Genomic DNA, 16,825 nt, shown 5'->3' on the forward strand with positions numbered 1-16,825 from the left:
AGAGTTTTCTCTCGCCAGATCGATAAAATCAAGTCGTCTTAAAACGTAATACAGGTTGCGCCCTGCTCCGCACCGGAGAGTTTCTCACGCAGCGCGCCAAACATTTCGCGTCCGGTTCCCACGCGCGATGCGCTCAGGTCAGGAATATGTGGCTTACGTGCCGCCAGTTCAGCGTCATCCACCAGCAGGGTTAACTCACCTGTCTGACCGTTGACGCGGATCATGTCTCCATCACGAACTTTCGCCAGCAAACCGCCGTCGTAAGCTTCCGGGGTCACATGGATGGCAGAAGGCACTTTACCTGATGCGCCAGAGAGGCGTCCATCGGTCACTAACGCAATTTTGAAACGGCGGTCCAATAATACACCAAGTGGCGGCATAAGTTTATGTAATTCTGGCATCCCGTTCGCTTTTGGCCCCTGATGGCGCACCACAACGACGCAATCTTTGTCGAGCAGACCGGCATCAAACGCAGGCAAAACGTCATGCTGGCTTTCAAACACCACGGCCGGCGCTTCGATAATCTGGTTCTCTTCCGGTACGGCGGAGGTTTTCATCACCGCACGCCCCAGGTTACCGCTGAGCACTTTGGTGCCGCCGTGACGAGAGAACGGTTGTTCAAAGGTGGCGATAACCTGTGCGTCAAGCGAGGCGGTGGCGCCTTCACGCCAGTCAAGCTCACCGTTATTGAGCCACGGCTCATGGGTATAACGCTGCAAACCAAAGCCCGCCACGGTGTTCACATCTTCATGCAGCAGACCGCCTTTCAGCAGCTCGCGCATCAGCACCGGCACGCCACCGGCAGCCTGGAAGTGGTTGATGTCAGCCGGGCCGTTCGGGTACAGGCGCGCCATCAGTGGCACCACAGACGAGATATCCGAGAAATCATCCCAGTTAATCAGGATGCCCGCCGCGCGCGCCATCGCCACCAGATGCATGGTGTGGTTGGTTGAACCGCCGGTTGCCAGCAGCGCAACGATACCGTTGACGATCACTTTCTCGTCGACCATTTTACCCAGCGGCATCCACGCGTTGCCGTTACCGGTCAGACGCGTTACCTGGCGGGCAGCTGCTTCAGTCAGGGCCTTACGCAGTGGCGCATCCGGCTGAATGAAAGAGGACCCAGGAAGCTGCATCCCCATAAATTCCACCACCATCTGGTTGGTGTTGGCCGTACCGTAGAAGGTACAGGTGCCCGGCGCATGGTAGGAGGCAGCTTCCGCTTCCAGCAGTGCCTGACGGTCTGCTTTACCTTCCGCATACAGCTGACGGATACGCACTTTTTCTTTGTTTGGCAGACCGCTTGCCATCGGACCTGATGGCACGAAGATCGCAGGCAGATGACCAAACGACAGCGCTGCCATGGCCAGCCCCGGGACGATTTTATCGCACACGCCGAGGTACAGAGCGCCATCAAACATATTGTGAGACAGGCCCACTGCGGCCGACATCGCAATCACTTCGCGGCTCAGCAGAGAGAGCTCCATCCCATCCTGACCCTGCGTCACGCCGTCGCACATGGCCGGCACGCCGCCCGCAACCTGGCCTACCGCATTGACGCTGTGCAGCGCTTTACGGATGATCTCCGGATACACTTCGTACGGCTGATGCGCAGAAAGCATGTCGTTGTAGGAGGTAATGATGGCGATATTGTTACGCAGCATGCTTTTCAGCGAGGCTTTATCGTCGGGCTGGCAGGCGGCGAAACCGTGCGCCAGGTTACCGCAGGCGAGTTGTGAGCGATGAACGGTATTACTTTTGGCCTGTTCAATCCGGGCGAGGTAGGCAGAACGGGTCTCTTTCGAGCGCTCAATAATGCGTTGTGTTACGCGTAACAATGTCGGATTCATAAAAGCTCCTCTAATTTATCTGTCCGGGCTCGGGAGTTTACAAAGTCGCTGGCGATTATTAACAACGCTGAAACGCTTGCTGTCCGGAGCTCAGGGGCAAAATCACTTCCGGCAGTGTAATAAAAAAAGCTCCGCGGGTGAATCCACGCGGAGCTTAAAAGTTTATAAATTGTGCCACGAGCTGTGTTAGATCATGTTACCGGTAAAATAACACCTAAGTGGCAGCTGATTATTTTACTCAAACTCATTCCAGGAGCGGCCATCACGGGTGATCATCGCGACGGACGCGACAGGCCCCCAGGTGCCCGCCTGATACGGTTTCGGCGCATCCTGATCTGCAGCCCAGGCTTCAGTGATGGAGTCGACCCATTTCCACGCCTCTTCCACTTCATCGCGACGCACGAACAGCGCCTGGATACCGCGCATGGTTTCCAGCAGCAGACGCTCGTAAGCATCGGCAAGGTGCGTCTGATTGAATGTTTCGGAGTAGCTCAGGTCCAGCTTGGTGGTCTGCAGGTTATGTTTGTGATCCAGGCCCGGCACTTTGTTCAGGATCTGGATGTCCACCCCTTCGTCTGGCTGCAGACGAATGGTCAGTTTGTTCTGCGGCAGCTCTTGCCAGGACTCTTTGAACAGGTTGAGTTCAGGGTTTTTGAAGTAAACGACAACTTCAGAGCATTTGGTCGGCAGACGTTTACCGGTACGCAGGTAGAACGGAACACCCGCCCAGCGCCAGTCATCGATATCCACGCGGATCGCCACAAACGTCTCGGTATTGCTCGCCTTGTTGGCGCCCTCTTCTTCCAGGTAGCCCGGCACTTTTTTACCCTGAGCAAACCCTGCGGTGTACTGGCCGCGTACCGTTTTCTCACGCACGTTTGAGCGATCGATGCGACGCAGTGACTTCAGCACTTTCACTTTAGCGTCACGGATGCTGTCCGCCGTCAGGTCAGACGGTGGAGACATGGCAATCATGCAAAGGATTTGCAGCAGGTGGTTCTGGATCATGTCGCGCATCTGACCGGCCTGGTCAAAGTAACCCCAGCGGCCTTCGATACCTACCTCTTCGGCCACGGTGATTTCCACATGGTCGATGGTACGGTTGTCCCAGTTATTCACAAACAGGGAGTTGGCAAAACGCAGCGCCAGCAGGTTCAGTACCGTCTCTTTACCGAGATAGTGGTCGATACGGTAGACCTGGCACTCTTCGAAGTACTCGCCGACCTGGTCGTTAATTTCGCGGGAGGTTGAAAGAGAGGTCCCCAGCGGTTTCTCCATCACCACGCGTGCCGGTTTAGCGTTCAGCTTCGCTTCGCCCAGACCTTTGCAGATTGCACCGAAAGTGCTTGGTGGCATGGCGAAGTAGTTAATGGTGACACGGTTTTTCTGATCCAGCATCGCGCCTAAACGGTTAAACGCGCTGACGTCGTTCACGTCCAGGTTACAGAAATCAAGACGTCCGCTCAGGGTATCCCACAAACTTTCATCAATCTTTTCCTTCATGAAAGTTTCGAGCGCCTCGCGTACGACCTTGGTATAAGCTTCCTTGTCCCAGTCGGCGCGCCCAACGCCCAGGATACGCGTATCCGGATGAATTTGGCCCGCTTTCTCCAGTTGATACAGGGAAGGCAGCAATTTCCGGCGTGCAAGATCGCCTTTCGCGCCGAAAATGACCAGGTCACATGCCTGGGCTGTTTGCGTTACCGCCATGTCATTCTCCTCAGTTGGATCACCTGGTACTTCTGCCAGGTATCGTTGTAATTTTATTACGTTGCACTGTACTGCTTTTACGTCATTCCCGAAACCATTAGCGCTTAACCTCGCGTGCGATACCGCGATTTTTTCGCCGTCAGACGCGTGTGGTGGCGGAATCACGCAAAAAGCGTTGATTCTTTGAACTACAGGGTCATAACAAAACCCGACACCGATCAAGTAATGAAAAAAAACAACAACATTATCTTGTCGACTGTTACCCTTTATGGAAGCCACAGGGGTAATATCGGCTAAATCGAATCATGATTTCATGAATTAATGAAATCGTTTCCACCCATGAGCGCCCTGTTAACAATGAACATGCTGGAAAAAATCCAGTTCCAACTGGAACACCTTAGCAAATCCGAGCGAAAAGTGGCCGAAGTCATTCTTGCCGCTCCTGCTCAGGCGATTCATTCAAGCATCGCCGCTCTGGCGCAGGAGGCAGGCGTCAGCGAACCGACGGTTAACCGCTTCTGCCGTAGCCTTGAAACGCGCGGCTTTCCTGATTTTAAACTGCATCTTGCACAAAGTCTGGCAAACGGCACGCCTTATGTTAATCGCAATGTGGATGAAGACGACAGTGTTGATGCCTATACGGCGAAAATATTTGAGTCGGCCATGGCTACGCTGGACCACGTTCGCCAGTCCCTGGATATGAATTCCGTGAACCGCGCGGTGGATTTACTGACCCAGGCCAAGCGCATTGCGTTCTTTGGCCTCGGCTCGTCGGCGGCCGTGGCGCATGACGCCATGAATAAGTTCTTCCGCTTTAACGTCCCGGTCATTTATTCCGATGACATTGTCCTGCAACGCATGAGCTGTATGAATTGCAGTGAAGATGATGTCGTGGTACTCATTTCGCACACCGGGCGCACCAAAAGCCAGGTGGAGCTGGCGCAACTGGCGCGTGAAAACGATGCCATGGTTATTGCCCTCACGACGGCGGGCACGCCGCTGGCAAGAGAAGCAACGCTCGCCATCACCCTTGACGTCCCGGAAGACACCGACATGTATATGCCGATGGTCTCCCGTCTGGCGCAGCTCACGGTGATTGACGTGCTGGCAACCGGTTTCACCCTGCGTCGTGGCGCAAAATTCAGAGATAACTTGAAGCGTGTCAAGGAAGCGCTTAAGGAATCGCGTTTTGATAAAGAATTGCTTATGAAAAGCGATGTTCCCTAAATAGTTTAATAACTACGATGTAACGATTTACGGCATTCGGTCCTCTCTCTGTTGCCTTGCAGCAGATGAAGGCCGATTTAATGTTCACGCAACACCAAAGTTGTTTCAGTCAACGGAGTATTACATGTCCAGAAGGCTTCGCAGAACCAAGATCGTAACCACCTTAGGCCCGGCCACTGACCGCGATAACAATCTCGAGAAAATTATCGCCGCGGGTGCCAACGTGGTGCGTATGAACTTCTCTCACGGTACGCCAGAAGACCATAAATTACGTGCCGACAAAGTGCGTGAAATTGCGGCCAAACTTGGTCGTCATGTTGCTATCCTCGGGGACCTGCAGGGTCCAAAAATTCGTGTTTCAACCTTCAAAGAAGGTAAAGTCTTCCTCAATATCGGCGACAAATTCCTGCTCGATGCCAACCTGGGTAAAGGCGAAGGCGATAAAGAAAAAGTTGGGATCGACTATAAAGGTCTGCCGGCTGACGTTGTGCCTGGCGATATCCTGCTGCTCGACGACGGTCGCGTTCAGCTGAAAGTGCTGGAAGTTCAGGGGATGAAGGTATTCACCGAAGTCACCGTCGGGGGCCCGCTCTCAAACAACAAAGGCATTAACAAACTTGGCGGTGGCCTCTCAGCCGAAGCGCTGACCGATAAAGACAAAGCGGATATCGTGACCGCTGCGCTGATTGGCGTTGACTATCTGGCCGTCTCCTTCCCGCGCTGTGGCGAAGACCTGAACTACGCGCGCCGTCTGGCACGTGATGCGGGCTGTGATGCCAAAATCGTTGCTAAAGTGGAACGTGCGGAAGCCGTTTGCGATCAGGACGCGATGGATGACGTGATTCTGGCGTCTGACGTGGTGATGGTTGCCCGTGGCGATCTGGGCGTGGAAATTGGCGACCCTGAACTGGTGGGGATCCAGAAAGCCCTGATCCGCCGTGCACGTCAGCTTAACCGCGCCGTGATCACCGCAACCCAGATGATGGAATCCATGATCACCAACCCAATGCCGACCCGTGCAGAGGTGATGGACGTGGCTAACGCCGTGCTGGACGGTACCGATGCCGTAATGCTTTCTGCAGAAACCGCAGCCGGCCAGTACCCTGCAGAAACTGTAGCCGCGATGGCACGCGTTTGCCTGGGTGCTGAAAAGATCCCAAGCATCAACGTCTCTAAACACCGTCTGGACGTGCAGTTCGACAACGTGGAAGAAGCGATTGCGATGTCTGCCATGTACGCCGCTAACCACCTGAAAGGCGTAACGGCGATTATCACCATGACCGAATCTGGCCGTACCGCGCTGATGACCTCCCGTATCAGCTCCGGTCTGCCCATCTTCGCCATGTCCCGTCACGAGCGTACGCTGAACCTGACGGCGCTGTATCGCGGTGTCACGCCGGTGCACTTCGACAGCACCAACGACGGTGTCGCGGCTGCCCACGACGCCGTGAACCTGCTGCGCGACAAAGGCTATCTGGTCTCCGGTGATATCGTGATTGTGACTCAGGGTGACGTGATGAGCACCATCGGCTCGACCAATACCACTCGCGTATTAACCGTCGAGTAAGCACGCCCCTGTTAAAAAGCCCGCTCTTTTCGGAGCGGGCTTTTTTTATTTCTGCTTATTTCTTCGGGAAAAGTTCTTTGCGTTTGTACGGCTCTGTTTCACCGGGCTTACGCGTTTTGAGCAACTTCAGTATCCACGTGTATTGCTCAGCATGCGGTCCCACCAGAATCTCGACCTCTTCGTTCATTCGGCGCGCAATGGTGTGATCGTCCGCCGTCAGTAAATCATCCATCGGTGGACGCACTTCAATGCTCAGGCGATGGGTTTTCCCGTCGTATACCGGAAACAGCGGAATGACGCGCGCACGGCAGACTTTCATCAGGCGGCCAATCGCCGGCAACGTGGCTTTATACGTCGCGAAGAAATCCACAAACTCACTGTGCTCGGGGCCGTGGTCCTGATCCGGCAGATAGTAACCCCAGTAGCCCTGACGCACGGACTGTATAAACGGTTTGATGCCATCATTACGCGCATGCAGACGGCCACCAAAACGGCGACGCACGGTGTTCCAGACGTAATCAAAGATCTTATTGCCCTGGTTATGGAACATTGCCGCCATTTTCTGCCCCTGTGACGCCATCAGCATTGCAGGAATATCCACACCCCAGCCGTGAGGAACGAGGAAGATCACCTTCTCGTTGTTGCGGCGCATCTCTTCGATGATTTCCAGCCCTTTCCAGTCAACTCGTGTCTGAACTTTCTCCGGCCCTTTGAGCGCCAGTTCGGCCATCATTGCCATGGCCTGCGGCGCGGTCGTGTACATGTCGTCAATCAACGCTTCACGCTCGGCGTCACTCTTCTCCGGGAAACAGTACAGGAGGTTAATCTGCGCACGGCGACGGGCACTTTTACCAAACCGACCCGCCAGGCGGCCTATTTTTCCCAGTACCGGATCGCGAACCGAGGCAGGTAACATCGCAATCCCCGCAAATGCGTAAACGCCAAGCCAGGCACTCCAGTTGCGCGGGTGGCGAAAAGATTTTTCAAACTCAGGAATGTACTCAATATTGTTTTTTTGGGTTTCCATGCTGGTTCCAGGGTCTGGTGACGCAAAATTTCATTCAGATAGTGTAGCGAGGCAGCCGCTCGCGCACAAAACAAAAAGCCGGCACATACTGAGGCCGGCTTTTTCACTAAACAGAGGGCTTAATCAAAGCGCAGCTGCGGAATCACCTCTTTCACCTGCGCCAGGTAATCGGAACGATCTTTACCTGTCAGGCCTTCGGTACGCGGCAGTTTCGCCGTAAGCGGGTTCACTGCCTGTTGGTTAATCCACACCTCATAGTGCAAATGCGGCCCGGTAGAGCGCCCGGTATTCCCGGAGAGCGCGATACGGTCGCCACGTTTCACTTTCTGTCCCGGCTTAACCAGCAGCTTACGCAGGTGCATATAGCGGGTGGTGTAGGTACGACCATGACGCACCGCGACATAATACCCGGCTGCACCGCTGCGTTTTGCAATCACCACTTCGCCATCACCCACAGCCAGCACAGGTGTCCCCTGTGGCATGGCAAAGTCAACGCCACGGTGCGGCGCAACACGCCCGGTGACCGGGTTAAGACGGCGCGGGTTAAAGTTGGATGAAACACGGAATTGTTTAGCCGTCGGGAAGCGCAGGAAACCCTTCGCAAGCCCGGTACCGCTGCGGTCGTAGAACTTACCGTCTTCGGCACGAATGGCGTAGTAATCTTTGCCATCAGAGCGCAGACGCACGCCCACCAGCTGGCTCTGCTCACGCTTGCCGTCAAGCATTTCACGGGACATGAGGACAGAGAATTCATCGCCTTTCTTCAGTTTGCGGAAGTCCATTTGCCACTGCATGGCTTTGATTACCGAGCTGATTTCGGCGCTGGTCAGCCCCGCATCGCGCGCGCTGGAGACGAAGCTTGCGCCTACGGTCCCTTTCATCACGCTGTTCACCCAGTCGCCTTTCTGCATTTCACTGGTCATTTTGAAACCGTTTGCAGTGCGATCGTAGGTGCGGGTTTCGCGACGGGACATTTCCCAGGTCAGGCGTTGCAGATCGCCATCAGCGGTTAACGTCCAGGAGAGCTGTTGACCAATTTTCAGGTTACGAAGATCTTTATCAGCCGCCGCCAACTGGCTGATGTTTCCCATGTCGATACCGTACTGGTTCAGAACGCTGCTTAACGTATCACCCGTCGAAACGACATATTCATGGATCCCCGCTTCATTCTCGGTTTTATCGTCCAGCTCATCCTGCGGGATGGCTTCATCTTCCTGAGCCGCCTGGTCGATAGGTTCACTGGCCTCAGGGAGGAGAGAGCGGATCTCGCTCTTCTCAAGCTCAATGGTTTTGATGATTGGGGCAGAACTCGGATGGTAAACATAGGGCCGCCAGACGGCGACCGCTAACGTGAGAACTGTAAGAGACCCCAGCATAACGCGATGGGGTCGAGGCAGATTGTTAAATGCCAGGGCGACAGAGCGGGCTATCTGTTGCACGTATTCACTTCCTCGTTAATCTCCTTTCAGGCAGCTCGCATACTGGTTCGCCAGTTGGCTGAGAAACTGCGAATAGCTCGCTTTGCTCAACTGGATATTCGTTCCTAGCGGGTCAAGGGTTCCCATGCGCACGGATGTTCCCCTGGCCACGGCTTCTACGACCGCTGGCCTGAACTGTGGCTCAGCAAAAACGCATGTCGCTTTCTGCTCAACCAACTGTGTTCTGATTTCATGTAAACGCTGCGCACCAGGTTGAATTTCAGGGTTGACGGTAAAGTGCCCCAGCGGGGTCAGGCCGTAGTGTTTCTCGTAATAGCCATAGGCGTCATGAAAAACGAAATACCCTTTTCCTTTCAACGGTGCGAGCTCATTACCCACCTGCTTATCAGTTGCGGCTAATTGTGCCTCAAAATCCTTCAGGTTGGCGTCTAGTTTGGCTCGACTTTGCGGCATAAGTTCCACTAATTTGTCATGGATTGCAACCGCCGAAAGCCGCGCTATCTCTGGGGATAGCCAAAGGTGCATGTTGTACTCGCCGTGATGGTGATCCCCATCACCTTTTTCGCCGTCGGCGTGTCCGGCATCATGTTCATCACCGTCGTCGTCAGCCCCTTTCATGAGCAACGTTTTCACGCCCGGGAGTTCGGCAATGGCGACCTGTTTTTCGCCCGGCACCTGTTTTGCCGACTTCTGCATAAACGCTTCCATCTCTGGACCAATCCATACAACTAAGTCCGCGTTTTGTAAGCGTTTTACATCAGATGGACGCAGGGAATAATCATGCTCGGAAGCCCCATCAGGGAGCAGAACCTGGGTGTCAGTAACCCCATCTGCAATCGCGGAAGCAATGAAACCGAGCGGTTTAAGCGAAGCGACAACAGCAGCGTTAACATCTTGTGCTGTTGAACCCCAAAGGGCAGCGGATAATGCTGCGAAAAGAAGCGTATTTTTATGTAACATAATGCGACTAATCATCGTAATGAATGCGTGGGATGTGATATTATAACATTCGTTGACTTCTGCAAGCTTAAATTGACATGACGACTTTGGTTTCTCTCGACAATATTTCGGTCTCATTTGGCCAACGCCGCGTCCTCTCTGACGTGTCGCTGGATCTGAAACCCGGCAAAATTCTGACGCTGCTCGGCCCCAATGGCGCAGGGAAATCCACCCTGGTGCGTGTGGTGCTGGGTCTGGTAACACCTGACGAAGGGGTTATCCGCCGTGAGGAAAAATTACGCATCGGCTATGTGCCGCAAAAACTCCACCTCGACGCCACGCTGCCGCTGACGGTTAGCCGCTTCCTGCGTCTGCGCCCCGGGACACATAAAGCCGATATTCTTCCGGCGCTGAAACGCGTGCAGGCAGGCCATCTGATTGATGCCCCGCTGCAGAAACTGTCCGGCGGTGAAACCCAGCGCGTATTGCTTGCCCGCGCCCTGTTGAGCAGCCCACAGCTTCTGGTGCTGGATGAGCCGACGCAGGGTGTGGACGTCAATGGTCAGGTCGCACTTTACGATTTAATCGACCAGCTACGCCGCGAACTCAACTGTGCGGTGCTGATGGTTTCCCACGATCTCCATCTGGTGATGGCCAAGACCGACGAAGTGCTGTGCCTTAACCATCACATCTGCTGTTCCGGCACGCCGGAAGTGGTGTCAATGCACCCTGAATTCATCTCCATGTTCGGCCCTCGCGGCGCTGAGCAGCTGGGAATTTATCGCCATCATCACAATCACCGCCATGATTTACAGGGACGAATTGTCCTGCGCCGGGGAAATGGACACTCATGATTGAACTGTTACTGCCCGGCTGGCTGGCCGGGATTATGCTTGCCTGCGCCGCGGGCCCGCTGGGCTCGTTTGTGGTGTGGCGCAGAATGTCCTATTTTGGCGATACGCTGGCACACGCATCTCTGCTGGGCGTTGCCTTTGGCCTGTTACTGGACGTGAATCCCTTCTACGCGGTGATTGTGGTCACGCTGCTGCTGGCCGCAGGGCTGGTATGGCTGGAAAAGCGCCCTCACCTCGCCATCGATACGCTGCTTGGTATTATGGCCCACAGCGCCCTGTCGCTGGGTCTGGTGGTCGTGAGCCTGATGTCGAACATTCGTGTTGATCTGATGGCCTACCTGTTCGGTGACCTGCTGGCCGTGACGCCTGAAGATCTGATCTCCATCGCCGGTGGTGTGGTGGTCGTGCTGGGTATTCTGCTCTGGCAGTGGCGTAATTTGCTGGCGATGACCGTCAGCCCGGATCTGGCGTTTGTCGATGGCGTGAAGCTGCAGCGCGTGAAGCTGTTGCTGATGCTGGTGACGGCGTTAACGATTGGTGTGGCGATGAAATTCGTCGGCGCGCTGATCATCACTTCCCTGCTGATTATCCCCGCGGCCACTGCGCGTCGTTTTGCCCGTACGCCGGAGCAAATGGCCGGTGTCGCGGTTATCATCGGGATGATTGCGGTAACGGGAGGGTTAACCTTCTCGGCGTTCTACGATACCCCTGCAGGCCCGTCTGTGGTGCTGTGTGCGGCGCTGCTGTTTATCTTCAGTATGATGAAGAAGCCTGCAAGCTGATCGCCTCTCCCCTCTCCCACCCGGGAGAGGGAACCTCTGCTACGGCATCGATGGCGGGGTAATACCAAAATGGTTCCACGCCCGCACCGTTGCCATACGACCGCGCGGGGTACGTTGCAAGAAACCCTGCTGGATCAGATACGGCTCAAGCACATCTTCAATTGTCTCGCGCTCTTCACCAATCGCTGCCGCCAGGTTATCCAGGCCGACCGGACCGCCAAAGAACTTATCCAGTACCGCCAGCAACAGCTTACGGTCCATGTAGTCAAAGCCTTCGGCATCCACATTCAGCATATCCAGCGCCTGCGCTGCAATCTCAGCCGAGATCGTGCCATCGTGTTTTACTTCGGAAAAGTCACGTACGCGACGCAACAGGCGGTTCGCAATACGCGGCGTCCCCCGCGAGCGCTTCGCTACCTCAAACGCCCCTTCCTCGCTCATCTCCAGCCCCATATAGCGGGCACTGCGGCCAACGATATGCTGAAGATCCGCAACCTGATAGAACTCCAGACGCTGAACGATACCAAAACGATCGCGAAGCGGAGAGGTCAATGACCCGGCACGCGTCGTCGCGCCAATCAGGGTAAACGGAGGCAGATCGATCTTGATGGAACGTGCTGCCGGACCTTCACCGATCATGATGTCTAGCTGGTAATCTTCCATCGCCGGATAGAGCACCTCTTCCACGACCGGCGACAAACGGTGGATCTCATCGATAAACAGCACGTCATGCGGTTCAAGGTTGGTCAACATTGCCGCCAGATCGCCCGCTTTTTCCAGCACCGGGCCAGAGGTTGTGCGCAGGTTAACGCCCATTTCATTGGCGACAATGTTCGCCAGCGTGGTTTTCCCCAGACCGGGGGGGCCAAAAATCAGCAGGTGATCGAGTGCATCGCCGCGCAGTTTTGCCGCCTGGATGAAGATCTCCATCTGAGAACGAACCTGCGGCTGGCCAATATACTCATCAAGCAGTTTCGGGCGGATGGCGCGATCCACCACGTCTTCTGCCTGAAGGGTGCCTGCCGATACCAGGCGATCTGCTTCAATCATCCTTTACCTCACAATGCCGCGCGTAGCGCTTCACGAATCAGGGTTTCACTGCTGGCATCCGGTTTGGCAATTTTGCTCACCATCCGGCTGGCCTCCTGAGGTTTATATCCCAGCGCCACCAGCGCAGCAACCGCTTCCTGTTCAGCATCGTCAGAGGCTTGCGCGCCCGGCGAGGTAAGCACCAGATCAGCGGCAGGCGTGAACAGATCGCCATGCAGACCTTTAAAGCGGTCTTTCATCTCGACAATCAGACGCTCCGCGGTTTTCTTGCCGATACCCGGGAGTTTAATCAGCGCAGCAGGATCTTCGCGCTCAACGGCATTGACGAACTGTGGAGCGGACATGCCGGACAAAATAGCCAGCGCCAGCTTCGGCCCTACGCCGTTGGTTTTGATCAGCTCGCGAAACAGCATCCGTTCCTGTTTGTTGTTGAAGCCATACAGCAACTGGGCATCTTCACGCACCACAAACTGGGTAAAGACAATCGCCTCTTTGCCCGCGTCCGGCAACTCATAGAAGCAGGTCATCGGCATATGGACTTCATAGCCCACGCCACCGACTTCCAGCAGCACTAACGGGGGTTGTTTTTCAATGATGATGCCTCTGAGTCTGCCTATCACATGACGCTCCTGCGTTCTGGAAGAAATTAACTGCCGACATAATAAAAAAAGGCTGGATAAACATCCAGCCTGATTTGTCATTATCGTAACCTGCCTCGCGCCAGATTAAGCCGCGATTCGCTCATCTGAACCGCGTTCTGGCTTATATGACAGTGGGTAATGGCTATCGCCAGCGCATCGGCGGCGTCTGCCTGCGGGTTCGCGGGAAGCTTCAGGAGCGTGCGCACCATATGCTGCACCTGACTTTTCTCCGCGCTACCAATCCCCACGACGGTCTGTTTGACCTGTCTGGCTGCGTATTCGAACACCGGAAGATCCTGATTCACCGCCGCCACAATGGCAACGCCCCGTGCCTGACCCAGTTTTAACGCTGAATCGGCGTTTTTCGCCATAAAGACCTGCTCGATGGCAAAAAAGTCGGGCTGAAACTGGGTGATGATCTCCGACACGCCAGCATAGATTAGCTTCAGGCGCGACGGCAGATCGTCCACTTTGGTCCGAATACAGCCGCTGCCAAGGTAGGTTAACTGGCGCCCTACCTGCCGGATGACGCCATAACCGGTGACGCGCGAGCCGGGGTCAATCCCGAGGATAATCGACATCACGCGTCTCCCGTAAACGGTTTATACGCTCTCATCAGAGAGTCGCTGCAACCTCATCAGAGATTTCACCGTTATGATACACTTCCTGCACGTCGTCGCAGTCTTCGAGCATGTCGATCAGACGCAGCAGTTTAGGTGCCGTTTCCGCATCCATGTCCGCTTTGGTTGACGGGATCATGGAGACTTCAGCATTGTCTGCTTTCAGACCCGCCGCTTCCAGCGCGTCACGTACCGCGCCCATCTCTTCCCACGCGGTGTAGACGTCGATTGCGCCATCATCATAGGTCACAACGTCTTCTGCACCGGCTTCCAGCGCCGCTTCCATGATTACGTCTTCGTCGCCTTTCTCGAAGGAGATGACACCTTTTTTGCTGAACAGATAGGCCACGGAGCCGTCAGTGCCCAGGTTACCACCGCATTTGCTGAAGGCATGACGCACTTCCGCTACGGTACGGTTACGGTTGTCGGACAGACATTCAACCATCACCGCCGTACCGCCAGGACCGTAACCTTCATAAATGATGGTTTCCATGTTCGCGTCTTCATCACCGCCTACGCCACGTGCGATAGCACGGTTCAGGGTGTCACGCGTCATGTTGTTGGACAGGGCTTTATCCACTGCCGCGCGCAGACGCGGGTTAGACGCCGCATCGCCGCCGCCCAGACGTGCCGCTGTAACCAGTTCACGAATAATTTTGGTGAAGATCTTACCGCGCTTGGCATCCTGTGCCGCTTTGCGGTGTTTGGTGTTGGCCCACTTACTATGACCTGCCATAAAAATTTCCTCAAAGAGCGCGCCTTTTCAGGCTACGTTAATTACAAATTCTTCAATCGCCTGCCGGTTGCTCCACGATTTGGTCAGTGCAGCGGCATCCGCCGCATCCACCCAGCGGTAGGTCAGGTGTTCGGTAAACACGATCTCCCGTTCATGGGGGAGCGCGAGACAGAACCACGATTCCGTATTGCGCTCAATACCCGGCGCATAGCGATGACGTAAATGGCTAAAAATTTCAAACTCCACCGTGCGCTGACAGTCCTTCAGGGTCAGTTGCTCGCAAGCAACGTCAATGGTGACCTCTTCCTTTACTTCGCGCGCGGCGGCCTGCGACGCGGTCTCCCCCTCTTCCAGGCTACCGGTAACCGACTGCCAGAAATCAGGGTCATCGCGCCGCTGCAACATCAGCACCCGTTTCGTATCTTCTGCATAAATGACAACCAGAACCGAAACGGGACGCTTATACTGCATATTATTCGTTCTCCGAAATCTCTTTTGAAGCTTTCGGAAGCACCTGAATGCCCAGCTCAGCCAGCGCGGCCGGGTTGGCAAAGCTTGGGGCTTCCGTCATCAGACAGGCCGCAGCCGTGGTTTTCGGGAAGGCGATAACATCACGAATGTTGTCGGTGCCGGTCAGCAGCATGGTCAAACGGTCAAGACCGAATGCCAGACCCGCGTGTGGCGGCGTACCGTATTTCAGAGCGTCCAGCAGGAAGCCGAATTTCTCGCGCTGTTCGTGCTCGTTAATTCCCAGAATACCAAACACGGTTTGCTGCATTTCTCCGCTGTGAATACGCACGGAACCGCCACCCACTTCGTAGCCGTTGATAACCATGTCATACGCGTTTGCTACCGCATCTTCCGGTGCCGCTTTCAGCTCTGCCGCCGTCATGTCTTTTGGCGAGGTGAACGGGTGGTGCATTGCGGTCAGGCCGCCTTCACCGTCGTCTTCGAACATTGGGAAGTCGATTACCCACAGCGGAGCCCATTTGCTCTCATCCGTCAGGCTCAGGTCTTTACCCAGCTTCAGGCGCAGCGCGCCCATCGCGTCAGCAACGATTTTCTTGTTGTCTGCGCCAAAGAAGATCATGTCGCCATCCTGTGCGCCCGTGCGCTCGAGGATCGCTTCCACGATTTCCGCGTTCAGGAATTTCGCCACCGGGCTGGTAATGCCTTCCAGACCTTTCGCACGTTCGGTCACTTTAATATAGGCCAGACCTTTCGCGCCGTAGATCTTGATGAAGTTGCCGTAATCGTCAATCTGCTTACGGCTCAGCGCCGCACCGCCCGGTACACGCAGGGCAGCCACGCGACCTTTTGGATCGTTAGCCGGGCCGGCAAATACCGCGAACTCAACGGATTTCACCAGGTCTGCAACGTCCACCAGCTCCATCGGGTTACGCAGGTCTGGTTTGTCAGAACCGTAGCGACGTTCAGCTTCAGCGAAGGTCATGATGGGGAAATCACCCAGTTCCACGCCTTTCACGTCATTCCACAGACTGCGCACCAGGGCTTCCATCACTTCACGCACCTGCTCGGCCGTCATGAAGGAGGTTTCCACATCGATCTGGGTAAATTCTGGCTGACGATCAGCACGCAGGTCTTCGTCGCGGAAGCATTTTACAATCTGATAGTAGCGATCGAAGCCGGACATCATCAGCAGCTGTTTAAACAGCTGAGGAGACTGTGGCAGCGCGTAGAATTTGCCTTTGTGTACACGGGATGGAACCAGGTAATCGCGCGCGCCTTCCGGCGTGGCTTTGGTCAGCATCGGGGTTTCGATGTCGAGGAAACCGTGGTCATCCATAAAGCGACGCACCAGGCTGGTGATTTTCGCACGGGTTTTCAGGCGCTGAGCCATTTCCGGACGACGCAGGTCCAGATAGCGGTATTTCAGACGCGCTTCTTCAGTGTTGACGTGGTTGGAGTCCAGCGGCAGCGCTTCAGCACGGTTGATGATAACCAGATCCGACGCCAGCACTTCAATTGCGCCGGTCGCCATGTCTGCGTTAACGTTTTTCTCGTCACGCGCACGCACGGTGCCGGTGACCTGAATGCAGAACTCATTACGCAGCTCAGAAGCCAGCTTCAACGCATCTGCGCGATCTGGGTCGAAGAACACCTGAACGATACCTTCGCGGTCGCGCATATCGATGAAGATAAGGCTCCCAAGATCACGACGACGATTGACCCAACCACACAGGGTTACCTGCTGTCCAACGTGGGACTGACGCAGCTGCCCGCAATATTCTGTACGCATGAGATATCCCTTAATTAGCCGCAGGCTAAATGTCGCCTGGAATGCAGGCTACTATGTCGCAGCTTTCTGTATGTCACAACTGGATGAAAAAAGGCGGCTATTATACTGGAAATTCCGCCAGAC

The 16,825-nt window shown here is 55.1% G+C and carries 15 protein-coding genes; 4 read left to right on the forward strand and 11 right to left on the reverse strand.

Annotated elements, in window-relative coordinates; translation table 11 throughout:
* Positions 1-38: 38 nt before the first annotated feature.
* Positions 39-1,850 carry a phosphogluconate dehydratase gene (edd, locus tag ACMGG3_RS09325; RefSeq protein WP_014170631.1) on the reverse strand — a complete coding sequence of 604 codons (1,812 nt, stop codon included), beginning with the start codon at positions 1,848-1,850 and terminating at the stop codon, positions 39-41.
* A gap of 234 nt (positions 1,851-2,084) precedes the next feature.
* Positions 2,085-3,560, reverse strand: a complete 1,476-nt coding sequence (gene zwf, locus ACMGG3_RS09330) for a glucose-6-phosphate dehydrogenase (protein ID WP_020883401.1) — start codon at positions 3,558-3,560, stop codon at positions 2,085-2,087.
* Between the two features lie 357 nt (positions 3,561-3,917).
* Between zwf and ACMGG3_RS09335 the strand changes: the two genes are divergently transcribed.
* Positions 3,918-4,787 (forward strand): MurR/RpiR family transcriptional regulator, encoded by an 870-nt coding sequence (locus ACMGG3_RS09335; protein WP_025203851.1) that lies wholly within the window; start codon positions 3,918-3,920, stop codon positions 4,785-4,787.
* 124 nt (positions 4,788-4,911) lie between these two features.
* A complete protein-coding gene (pyk, locus tag ACMGG3_RS09340; protein ID WP_020883399.1) occupies positions 4,912-6,354 on the forward strand; it encodes a pyruvate kinase in 1,443 nt (480 codons plus the stop codon).
* 55 nt (positions 6,355-6,409) lie between these two features.
* On the opposite strand, the gene lpxM is transcribed toward pyk, so the two are convergent.
* The 3 genes from lpxM to znuA form a co-directional block, all read right to left on the reverse strand.
* Positions 6,410-7,381, reverse strand: a complete 972-nt coding sequence (lpxM, locus tag ACMGG3_RS09345) for a lauroyl-Kdo(2)-lipid IV(A) myristoyltransferase (protein ID WP_032678429.1) — start codon at positions 7,379-7,381, stop codon at positions 6,410-6,412.
* Between the two features lie 119 nt (positions 7,382-7,500).
* On the reverse strand, positions 7,501-8,820 hold the full coding sequence (gene mepM / locus ACMGG3_RS09350) for a murein DD-endopeptidase MepM (protein WP_014170636.1): 1,320 nt from the start codon (positions 8,818-8,820) through the stop codon (positions 7,501-7,503).
* A gap of 15 nt (positions 8,821-8,835) precedes the next feature.
* Positions 8,836-9,780 carry a zinc ABC transporter substrate-binding protein ZnuA gene (znuA, locus tag ACMGG3_RS09355; protein ID WP_410398260.1) on the reverse strand — a complete coding sequence of 315 codons (945 nt, stop codon included), beginning with the start codon at positions 9,778-9,780 and terminating at the stop codon, positions 8,836-8,838.
* 77 nt (positions 9,781-9,857) lie between these two features.
* Between znuA and znuC the strand changes: the two genes are divergently transcribed.
* Together znuC and znuB are read left to right on the forward strand one after the other, a co-directional pair.
* Positions 9,858-10,613, forward strand: a complete 756-nt coding sequence (gene znuC, locus ACMGG3_RS09360; protein ID WP_014170638.1) for a zinc ABC transporter ATP-binding protein ZnuC — start codon at positions 9,858-9,860, stop codon at positions 10,611-10,613.
* Positions 10,610-11,395 carry a zinc ABC transporter permease subunit ZnuB gene (znuB, locus tag ACMGG3_RS09365; protein WP_032680775.1) on the forward strand — a complete coding sequence of 262 codons (786 nt, stop codon included), beginning with the start codon at positions 10,610-10,612 and terminating at the stop codon, positions 11,393-11,395. The genes znuC and znuB overlap by 4 nt, the downstream gene beginning before the upstream one ends.
* A 39-nt stretch (positions 11,396-11,434) precedes the next feature.
* On the opposite strand, the gene ruvB is transcribed toward znuB, so the two are convergent.
* From ruvB to aspS, 6 genes are all read right to left on the reverse strand, one after another.
* Complete coding sequence (ruvB, locus tag ACMGG3_RS09370; RefSeq protein ID WP_414149811.1) at positions 11,435-12,445, reverse strand: Holliday junction branch migration DNA helicase RuvB; 1,011 nt, start codon at positions 12,443-12,445, stop codon at positions 11,435-11,437.
* 8 nt (positions 12,446-12,453) lie between these two features.
* Positions 12,454-13,065 carry a Holliday junction branch migration protein RuvA gene (gene ruvA, locus ACMGG3_RS09375; RefSeq protein ID WP_020883395.1) on the reverse strand — a complete coding sequence of 204 codons (612 nt, stop codon included), beginning with the start codon at positions 13,063-13,065 and terminating at the stop codon, positions 12,454-12,456.
* Between the two features lie 80 nt (positions 13,066-13,145).
* Complete coding sequence (gene ruvC, locus ACMGG3_RS09380; RefSeq protein WP_025203848.1) at positions 13,146-13,667, reverse strand: crossover junction endodeoxyribonuclease RuvC; 522 nt, start codon at positions 13,665-13,667, stop codon at positions 13,146-13,148.
* Positions 13,668-13,701: 34 nt separating this feature from the next.
* Positions 13,702-14,442: a YebC/PmpR family DNA-binding transcriptional regulator gene (locus ACMGG3_RS09385; protein ID WP_014170643.1), complete on the reverse strand. Its 741-nt coding sequence runs from the start codon at positions 14,440-14,442 to the stop codon at positions 13,702-13,704.
* A gap of 27 nt (positions 14,443-14,469) precedes the next feature.
* Positions 14,470-14,913: a dihydroneopterin triphosphate diphosphatase gene (gene nudB / locus ACMGG3_RS09390; protein WP_014170644.1), complete on the reverse strand. Its 444-nt coding sequence runs from the start codon at positions 14,911-14,913 to the stop codon at positions 14,470-14,472.
* 1 nt (position 14,914) lies between these two features.
* Positions 14,915-16,702, reverse strand: coding sequence for an aspartate--tRNA ligase (gene aspS, locus ACMGG3_RS09395; protein ID WP_032678430.1), 1,788 nt, complete (start codon positions 16,700-16,702; stop codon positions 14,915-14,917).
* Positions 16,703-16,825: the final 123 nt, after the last annotated feature.

The organism is Enterobacter sp. BNK-18, assembly GCF_047456135.1.
GTDB classification, from domain to species: Bacteria; Pseudomonadota; Gammaproteobacteria; order Enterobacterales; family Enterobacteriaceae; genus Enterobacter; species Enterobacter ludwigii.

Excerpts from the sequence above, each read along its gene's own strand:
- edd (WP_014170631.1), bottom strand. The coding sequence starts at position 1,850 with ATGAATCCGACATTGTTACGCGTAACACAACGCATTATTGAGCGCTCG.
- zwf (WP_020883401.1), bottom strand. The coding sequence starts at position 3,560 with ATGGCGGTAACGCAAACAGCCCAGGCATGTGACCTGGTCATTTTCGGC.
- ACMGG3_RS09335 (WP_025203851.1), top strand. The coding sequence starts at position 3,918 with ATGAACATGCTGGAAAAAATCCAGTTCCAACTGGAACACCTTAGCAAA.
- pyk (WP_020883399.1), top strand. The coding sequence starts at position 4,912 with ATGTCCAGAAGGCTTCGCAGAACCAAGATCGTAACCACCTTAGGCCCG.
- lpxM (WP_032678429.1), bottom strand. The coding sequence starts at position 7,381 with ATGGAAACCCAAAAAAACAATATTGAGTACATTCCTGAGTTTGAAAAA.
- znuA (WP_410398260.1), bottom strand. The coding sequence starts at position 9,780 with ATGTTACATAAAAATACGCTTCTTTTCGCAGCATTATCCGCTGCCCTT.
- znuC (WP_014170638.1), top strand. The coding sequence starts at position 9,858 with ATGACGACTTTGGTTTCTCTCGACAATATTTCGGTCTCATTTGGCCAA.
- znuB (WP_032680775.1), top strand. The coding sequence starts at position 10,610 with ATGATTGAACTGTTACTGCCCGGCTGGCTGGCCGGGATTATGCTTGCC.
- ruvB (WP_414149811.1), bottom strand. The coding sequence starts at position 12,445 with ATGATTGAAGCAGATCGCCTGGTATCGGCAGGCACCCTTCAGGCAGAA.
- ruvC (WP_025203848.1), bottom strand. The coding sequence starts at position 13,667 with ATGTCGATTATCCTCGGGATTGACCCCGGCTCGCGCGTCACCGGTTAT.
- ACMGG3_RS09385 (WP_014170643.1), bottom strand. The coding sequence starts at position 14,442 with ATGGCAGGTCATAGTAAGTGGGCCAACACCAAACACCGCAAAGCGGCA.
- nudB (WP_014170644.1), bottom strand. The coding sequence starts at position 14,913 with ATGCAGTATAAGCGTCCCGTTTCGGTTCTGGTTGTCATTTATGCAGAA.
- aspS (WP_032678430.1), bottom strand. The coding sequence starts at position 16,702 with ATGCGTACAGAATATTGCGGGCAGCTGCGTCAGTCCCACGTTGGACAG.